This window comes from Pedobacter agri PB92 (assembly GCF_000258495.1).
In the GTDB taxonomy this organism is placed as follows: Bacteria; Bacteroidota; Bacteroidia; order Sphingobacteriales; family Sphingobacteriaceae; genus Pedobacter; species Pedobacter agri.
The window spans coordinates 1-8,383 of record NZ_AJLG01000200.1 but is presented as its reverse complement, the minus strand read 5'-3'; the positions used below and the strand labels follow the sequence as shown (position 1 = coordinate 8,383).

At 37.5% G+C, this 8,383-nt stretch carries 6 protein-coding genes and 1 pseudogene; 2 read left to right on the top strand and 5 right to left on the bottom strand.

Annotated features, from left to right (window positions below):
* From ON09_RS24515 to proS, 5 genes and pseudogenes are all read right to left on the bottom strand, one after another.
* The coding region (locus ON09_RS24515) for a hypothetical protein (protein ID WP_010602975.1) at window positions 1-752 on the bottom strand (752 nt) is incomplete at its 3' end.
* A gap of 511 nt (window positions 753-1,263) precedes the next feature.
* A complete protein-coding gene (locus ON09_RS24510) occupies window positions 1,264-1,878 on the bottom strand; it encodes a Crp/Fnr family transcriptional regulator (RefSeq protein WP_010602974.1) in 615 nt (204 codons plus the stop codon).
* Window positions 1,879-1,984: 106 nt separating this feature from the next.
* Window positions 1,985-2,825, bottom strand: a pseudogene (locus tag ON09_RS20665) (TIGR02757 family protein).
* Between the two features lie 98 nt (window positions 2,826-2,923).
* A complete protein-coding gene (locus tag ON09_RS20660) occupies window positions 2,924-4,063 on the bottom strand; it encodes a cystathionine gamma-synthase (protein WP_010602973.1) in 1,140 nt (379 codons plus the stop codon).
* An 80-nt stretch (window positions 4,064-4,143) separates the two neighbouring features.
* A complete protein-coding gene (gene proS, locus ON09_RS20655; protein ID WP_010602972.1) occupies window positions 4,144-5,616 on the bottom strand; it encodes a proline--tRNA ligase in 1,473 nt (490 codons plus the stop codon).
* A 199-nt stretch (window positions 5,617-5,815) separates the two neighbouring features.
* Between proS and ON09_RS24505 the strand changes: the two genes are divergently transcribed.
* Together ON09_RS24505 and ON09_RS20635 are read left to right on the top strand one after the other, a co-directional pair.
* Complete coding sequence (locus tag ON09_RS24505) at window positions 5,816-6,808, top strand: hypothetical protein (RefSeq protein ID WP_010602971.1); 993 nt, start codon at window positions 5,816-5,818, stop codon at window positions 6,806-6,808.
* An 18-nt stretch (window positions 6,809-6,826) separates the two neighbouring features.
* Complete coding sequence (locus tag ON09_RS20635) at window positions 6,827-8,356, top strand: OmpP1/FadL family transporter (RefSeq protein ID WP_010602969.1); 1,530 nt, start codon at window positions 6,827-6,829, stop codon at window positions 8,354-8,356.
* The last annotated feature ends 27 nt before the right edge of the window (window positions 8,357-8,383 follow it).

The following is an 8,383-nucleotide window of genomic DNA, read 5'->3' as shown; positions in this document are numbered from 1 at the left end:
ATCGTTTGCTTTCCATCTTCGGCAGTGTAAGTATAGGTTCCGTTTTTATTATCTATTAACTTAGTTACTGTTTCATTGGCCTTAACAAGCTGTGAGATATTAATGGTTTGTTTAACACCGGCATTATCGATGTAAGTAAAATTGGTTCCGTCGTAAGAAACATTACCTCCAGTACTTTTAAAAATACTCTCAAGAATAGTTCTTACTGAATTATCGGTTGCAATAGCCTGGAAGTTATTGATAACGTCTGCTGGCACATTGATAATTGTTTTGTTTCCGTTTTCAGAAGTATATAAATAGGTTCCATTCTCTTGTTTCACTAAAAAAGTCAAAGTTTCATTCTTTTTTACTACGTCTTTTAAATCAACCACCACCGGTAAGTTGGTAGAAGGATCTGTAAAGGTTATCGTATAAGTGGTAGGATTGTATGAAATATTTGAAGCCTGTCCTTGTCTGGCCAGAATCCATTTTGTACCATCGTTATAATAAATACCTGGAACAACATCAGATATGCTTTGAGTATTGTAAACCATCATACCCGCCGTGTGAGCGGCTAATGGCGAGGGGTCCTTTGAACTCTTCAATGAAATTCTTGAAAATAACAATCCTTTGTTAGTGCTCTCTAATTCCAGAATCGCATCCTTGTTTGGTAAGTTATTTTGCGCAACTGTACCATCTTTCATTTTTTGTTGAGCAAAAGCACCCAGAATGCTTAATGTAAGACTCAAAACCAGCAGTAAACTTTTTTTCATTTTTTTTGTTAGATATTGTGAGCGTTTTCTTGTTTTGTTTGTTGTTCTCTGTGCTTCGTAACCGTTACTTAATTCTTCCCATTTCCCGATTTCTATAAGGAAAAATTAAAATTCAAAAATTTGTTATCTAGCTGATTTGAAATCAGTTTAGCACGAAAAATAACTTTAAATCATGGTGTTTTAAGGGCGGCAAAAGTATGTTAAAATACAGACATGTACAAGTTCCAAATTCCACCCATTTCGGAGGGTCTTTTTGTACATATAATGTCAAAAACTGTATTACCAATACTACAAAGCAAATAAAAATGGAAATAAAAATTACTATAAGACAGCACATCAGAATTTGACACACTAATTTTTTTGATAATAATCAACAACTTTTTAACCACATGTAGTATTTATAGTACAAATCTAGAGTAAAAAGTAATAAGCCCATATAGCGAAAAAGGGCCAATCTTCTTTCGAAGAACTGGCCCTTTTAGCAGAGTATTGGTGATGGATTTTCTAAAAACTACAATTTAGCACGGATTCGACTTAAAGTTTCTAGCCGAACGGCTAAAAACGAAGCAATATATTTTAGGGATACCCTATTAATTAAATCAGGAAAAGAAACCAGAAATCGCTTATATCTCTTTTCTGCAGAAGAAATCCTGCACAGATACGCCCGCTCTTCAGCGGACCTGTAATAAAGCTCCATCATTTTTCTCCCAACAATGTTCGCTTCGGCAAAATTCTCATATAAATATTCAGATAAAACGTGTGGAATGGCGATCAAATCGACGTCTTCCAATGCTTGTAGATATTCATCAGAATCGCCATCAATCCATAAGTTTCGGATCGTACCCACAATTTCGTTTTCCTGTGCAATCCAGGTAGTTATTTCGGAGACACCATCTTTGATAAATCCTCTTACTACGCCTTTTACAATAAGAAATAAATATTTATTACGATCAACAGGAGAAACTAAGTATTTGTTCTTTTTATAGCTAATTGGAAAAGTATGCTGATTAATACGTTTCTCGATTTCATCATTGAGCGGATGAAATTTTTTAAATATTGAAATTAAGGGAGAGAAATTATTATATTTCTTCCACCTATCCTCATCAGATAAATTAACTGCAATCATTTATAATAGCTTTGGGAATAGACGATAATAGAATGACTACGTAATTATAGGAAGATTGATCGAGATAAAGAAGTTTTTTTTGACTTTTCTCAATTTTTTAGCGCAGTTATAGGATTTTCTCCACCCCTAACCCAAATAATGCAAAATCATATTTAACCGGGTCATTATCATCGAGCTGCCTCAAATTAGCGCTCAGTTCTACTGCTGTAAGCCAATCGGTTTGCTTTCTGCTTATTAACCCAAGCAGACGCCCCACCCGGTCTACATGAACATCACAAGGACAAATTAAATGGTTTGGTTTTATGACATTCCAAATCCCAAAATCAACCCCCATTCCATCATTTCTAACCATCCATCTCAGAAACATATTCAGACGTTTACAGGTTGATTTTTGCTTCGGAGAGGAGATATTGTTTTTTAGTTCTGTGAGGAAAATCTTCTATCGAGAAGAAATACTGGCGAAAATGATTTAATGAATCTTCAACGCTAAAATTCGTTACACTCAATTCATGAGATGTCGAAGATAAATCCGTTGGATAATTTACTACAGATTGTTCAGTATCGCTGAGATCAGGTGGAATAAAGGCTTGTTCTAAGCTGTTAAAATGGGTGTAATGATTTTTAAAAAAAGAAATAAAATACAGTAAATCTGTATCATTGAACGTTCTATGCTTGAAGTTTAGCAGTTTTTTTAGGTCTTGATCCTGATGATTGAGTACAAAATCATAAGGTGCGTAATCCATCCTGTTTAACAATTCCTTACACTTATTAATAATTGTTTTGCGTTGCCCCCAAGCCAGTAACGCGGCAAAAAAACCAGCAATTTCTACATCCTGCTTTTTCTGAAATAAATGTGGAATGCATATCGGATCATTTTCAATGAAATCAGGCCGATTATACTGCTCTACTTTGCTATCCAGAAAATTTTTAAGATCTAAAAAATCCATTCGTATTTATAGTAAAATGTCACCCAACTGATAAGCGCTTTGCTTAACAACTGGGTGACAGAAAGAAGGGCATTAGCATCCGTTAGGCTGCTAGAATTTTATTTTAATGCATTTTCCAAATCTTCGAGCAAATCTTCAATATCCTCTACCCCAACACTTAAACGCAGCAAATTGTCGGTTACACCAACTTTCTCACGTTCTTCTTTTGGAATTGAACCATGCGTCATTGTTGCCGGATGGTTAATTAAGGATTCTACTCCGCCTAAAGATTCTGCCAGGGTAAATACTTTAAAATTAGATGAGATACGAAATGTCTCCTGCAAATCAGCATCTTTTAAAGTAATAGAAATCATACCACCAAAACCACGCATTTGTTTTTTAGCCACATCGTGATTTGGATGATCTTCAAACCCTGGCCAGTAAATTTTATCCACCTTTGGATGCGTTTTAAGATATTTTGCAATGCGCTCACCATTTTCACAATGCGCTTTCATTCTCAGGTGTAAAGTTTTAATCCCTCTTAAAACTAAAAATGAATCTTGTGGACCGGGCGTTGCACCACAAGCATTGTAGATAAACCATAGATCTTTATACAATTGTTCGTCATTTGTTACAAGTGCACCCATCACCACATCAGAGTGACCACCAATATATTTAGTCACCGAATGCATTACAATGTCGGCACCTAAATCAATTGGATTTTGCAAGTATGGAGACGCAAAAGTATTATCAACCGTTAAAATCAGTTTTCTTTCTTTCGTGATTTTTGCCACGCCTTCAATATCGATGATTTGCATGGTTGGGTTGGTTGGCGTTTCAATCCAAACCAGCTTTGTTTTATCATTGATGTAAGGCAACATATTTTCTGGCTTTGATAAATCCAGAAAATGAAATTTGATGCCGTATTTAGTGAAAATTTTGGTAAAAATCCGATAAGAACCGCCATACAAATCGTTTCCCGTAATCACTTCATCGCCCGGTTGCAGCAATTTCAAAACTGCATCCGTAGCGCCCATACCACTTGAAAATGCTAACCCATATTTGGCGTTTTCTAAAGCCGCAAGACAATCTTCTAAAGCCTTCCTCGTAGGATTTGTCCCTCTGGAATATTCGTACCCCTTATTATCTCCCGGCGATTTCTGCCAGTAAGTAGAAGTTTGATAGATTGGTGTCATTACCGCACCAGTTGTTGGATCAGGTTCTTGACCTGCATGTATAGCTTTTGTTCCGAATTTCATTTTATTACTATTGAGATGTAAAAATCAAGTATTGGGATAAGATTTTTTCTACCACCCTACCCTAACCCGTTTACATTCTATTAATATGCTCTTGCAAATAATACGCGTTGTGTAGATGGCTTACCTGAATAAATACAAACGCCATCTTCCAAGGGATTATCTAAAGGAATACAACGAATGGTTGCCTTTGTTTCTTCTTTAATTTTTTGTTCAGTCTCTGGAGTTCCATCCCAGTGCGCAGAAATAAAGCCAGCTTTACCATCTAGCAGTTCTTTAAACTCATCATAGCTGTTAGCCTCGGTAATATGATCATCTCTATAAGCCAACGCTTTATTGAACATGCTGGTTTGAATATCTTCTAATAATTTTACAATGTAAATATCCAATCCCTCCTGAGGTACAGTCTGCTTCAACTTGGTATCTCTACGGGCTATCTCAACTGTTTTGTTTTCCAAATCACGACCGCCAATGGCAATACGAACAGGAACCCCCTTTAATTCGTAATCAGCGAATTTAAAGCCCGGGCGTTGTGTATCCCGATCATCGTATTTGACAGAAACGCCAAGTCCTTTTAAACGCATAGTTAATTCATTAACATAGGCAGAAATTTTCGCCAAGTCTTCATCGCTCTTATAAATTGGGACGATCACAACTTGTATCGGAGCAAGTTTTGGTGGAATAATTAAACCCGAATCATCACTATGTGCCATGATTAAAGCTCCCATTAACCTTGTTGAAACACCCCAGGAAGTTGCCCAAACATGATCTAACTTACCATCTTTACCCGTAAATTTCACATCAAAAGCTTTTGCAAAATTCTGACCTAAAAAGTGAGAAGTTCCAGCCTGAAGCGCTTTTCCATCTTGCATCAGCGCTTCGATACAATAAGTATCTAATGCTCCTGCAAATCTTTCATTTGGGGATTTTCTTCCCCTAACTACCGGAACTGCCAACCAGTTTTCAGCAAAGTCGGCATAGATGTGTAACATACGTTCTGTTTCTTCAATAGCTTCTTCGGCAGTTGCATGGGCAGTATGCCCCTCCTGCCATAAAAATTCTGCAGTACGTAAGAATAACCTGGTACGCATTTCCCATCGAACAACATTTGCCCATTGATTAATCAAAATAGGTAAATCTCTGTAAGATTGAATCCAACCTTTATAAGTATTCCAAATAATAGTTTCGGATGTTGGTCGCACGATAAGTTCCTCTTCGAGCTTCGCTGACTCATCCACTACAATATTACCGTTACCGTCATTTTTCAAACGGTAGTGTGTCACCACCGCACATTCCGTTGCAAAACCTTCTACATGAGATGCTTCTTTTGAAAAAAATGACTTCGGAATGAACAATGGAAAATAGGCGTTTTGATGTCCTGTATCCTTGAACATTTTATCGAGTACAGCTTGCATTTTTTCCCATATCGCATAGCCATTTGGCTTGATCACCATACAACCCCTAACTGCTGAATGCTCAGCCAGATCGGCTTTTATAACAATATCATTGTACCATTGAGAATAATCTGCATCTCTGCTTGTAATTTCTTTGCTCATGTTATGTATTTGGAACGTAATTTGTGTGTTAAAATATGTAAAATAAGATCACAAATTTATAAATTTATGCCTACAAAACGATTATAGATGGCAGGCTTTTGTTTTAATACATAAATCTGACTAATTAAATAGTTGATTTTTAGTAAATTTGATCCATTTTTAGTAAATTAGTGAACACACACAACTAAATATAAACACAATGAAACCAATTAAATTTTTACCCATTGTAATGATCGCAGCCGCTGGGTTGGTTGCATCATGCTCTACAACGAAATTGGCTCAAACCAAAGCTAATGACGATGTTTATAATTCTGTTGCGAAGGCGAGAGAGGTAGAAGCTTATGTTCCACCTCAAAATCAAGTTCAGGCGCAGGAACAATCAGATTACAACGACGAATATTACGGAACCAGCAATCCATATTATGACATGGATTATTCCTCAAGAATCAACCGTTTTTATAATGGCAGCAGCTTCCGTGGATATTATGACCCATATTATGAAAACTTTTACTATGGAAACAGCTATGGTGCCACTAATTATTTAGGCTATGGCTTAGGCTGGAATAACGGTTATGGTTTAGGTGGCTGGGGCGGAGGCTTTGGTTGGGGCGGTGGTTTCGGCTACGGAAGCATCTGGAACAATCCATTCTATTATGGTAATATGGGATTTGGTTGGAACAATTGGGGCTGGAATAACTGGGGTCCATATTCTTACTATGATCGCTTTGGTTGGGGCGGTGGTTGGTACGGCGGTGGCTGGGGTATAGGCGGCGGCTACTATGGTGGTGGCGTTTACACAAACAATAATTACAGACCAAGACCTGGCAGCAACGACAGAGGTGTTCCAAGATCATATGGCGGTTCAACAGCTGGTAATGCAGGCAGACCAAGCCGTTCAGGTGTTGCAAATCCGAATGGACAAGGCAGACAAGGTTACACACCAAATTACAATGCCGGCAGACCAACACGTAATGAGCAATCAGGTTCATCAAACGGTGCCGGAAGATATACACCTCAAGGTACTCAAAGTAGCAGACCAACCAGAAATGAATCTTACTCTCCTCCTCAAAGAACAGAGATGAGCAGACCTAGTTATTCACCTCCACCATCTTCAAGCGGAAGCAGCGGCGGTGGTTCAACTGGTGGTGGCGGAGGCGGTGGCTCAAGACCATCAAGAGCAGGAAGAGGATAATTTTTAGCAGATACACAAATGAAGAAAATAATATTAGCAACCATAGTAGCTACAGTAGCTACTATAGGAACAACATACGCCCAAAGTTATGCACCTGATGCTTTCCGTTTTTCACAAACAAATTATGGTAGCTCGGCAAGATTTAAAGGAATGGGTGGCGCACAGATTGGTGTAGGTGGAGATATCGGTTCTATTAATGCCAATCCTGCAGGGCTTGGACTATTTACAAAATCTGAATTTAATATTACGCCGGAATTTAACAGCGTTTCTAACGAGAGTGCTTATCTGGGAAATAATATCAAATCAGATAAAAGTCAAATCAACTTGAATAACTTGGGGGTTGTATTTTACAATCCAGCAGCAAAAATGAAAGGTTCTGATGTAAACAAAGGGCTTGTAAGTACTGTTTTCGGGTTGAGTTATACCAGAAACAATGATTTCTTGAATAATATTGATTACAACGGAATCAATACAAACAGTTCAATTAGAGATGCATATGTAGATCAGGCGAATGGCTTTGGTACAGAAAATTCTGTTGCCGGAGATGCTTATAATAGTTATTTGATTAATAGAAATGCACCAAATTTTCCTAATGGATTTTCTGCTGAGCCGTACAATAATGCAAACTTCGATCAAAACTGGAGTGAAAGCAGATTAGGTTCTACTTCGGAATTTAATATTGCTGGGGCACTTAATTTTTCAAACAAATTATATCTTGGGGCAACAGCTAGTTTTGTAAATGTAAAGTATACAAGTGATGCATCATTTACTGAGTCAGGTATTGTGAATTCTTATGATGATCAGCTAACTGTACCGGCTTATACCGGAAATGAAAACTACACGCTAACCCATCTTAGGTATCAACAAACCAGAGGTAATGGCTTCAACCTAAAACTTGGAATGATTTACCGTCCGGTACCTGAACTGCGAGTTGGATTAAATTTTCAAACGCCAACCTGGATGAGTATTGAAGATAACACCACTGAAACCCTACAGGCAAGATTAGCTGGTAACGCAACAAATAGTGCACAATCTATCAATAATCCAAGCAGATATTATGACTTCACTTACAATCTTCGTACGCCACTCAAAGCATCAGCTGGTTTAAGTTATGTAATCGGAAATGTTGCATTAATTTCTGCAGATGTAGATTATATTGATTACTCTTCAATGCGCTTTTCTGCCGATGGCGGTGGTAGTTCTGCAACAATTAATGATAATAATGCATTTATAAAAGCATCATATAAAGAGGCCGTAAACTACAGACTTGGTGCTGAAGTAAAAGTAACCAGTGAAGTAAGTTTAAGAGGTGGTTATGCAGTAAATGGAAATGGTATTAAGGGTGGAGAGAATTCATTCTACCAAGGCCAGTTCATCACAGGTGGTATTGGCTACCGTATTGACAACTATTACTTTGATTTAGCTTACCAAAACTATAAAACGAATTTCAATTCTAGTCCGTACCTGTTAGATGATTATTCAGAACCTGTTGCCGATGTGAAAAGCAATAGAAATAATGTATTTTTAACATTTGGTGTGAGGTTCTAATCTGCTATAACGCAAAATAACAAAGCC

Bases quoted from the DNA above. Each gene is read 5' to 3' on its own strand.
- ON09_RS20635 (WP_010602969.1), top strand. From the start codon at position 6,827: ATGAAGAAAATAATATTAGCAACCATAGTAGCTACAGTAGCTACTATA.
- ON09_RS24510 (WP_010602974.1), bottom strand. From the start codon at position 1,878: ATGATTGCAGTTAATTTATCTGATGAGGATAGGTGGAAGAAATATAAT.
- proS (WP_010602972.1), bottom strand. From the start codon at position 5,616: ATGAGCAAAGAAATTACAAGCAGAGATGCAGATTATTCTCAATGGTAC.
- ON09_RS20660 (WP_010602973.1), bottom strand. From the start codon at position 4,063: ATGAAATTCGGAACAAAAGCTATACATGCAGGTCAAGAACCTGATCCA.
- ON09_RS24505 (WP_010602971.1), top strand. From the start codon at position 5,816: ATGAAACCAATTAAATTTTTACCCATTGTAATGATCGCAGCCGCTGGG.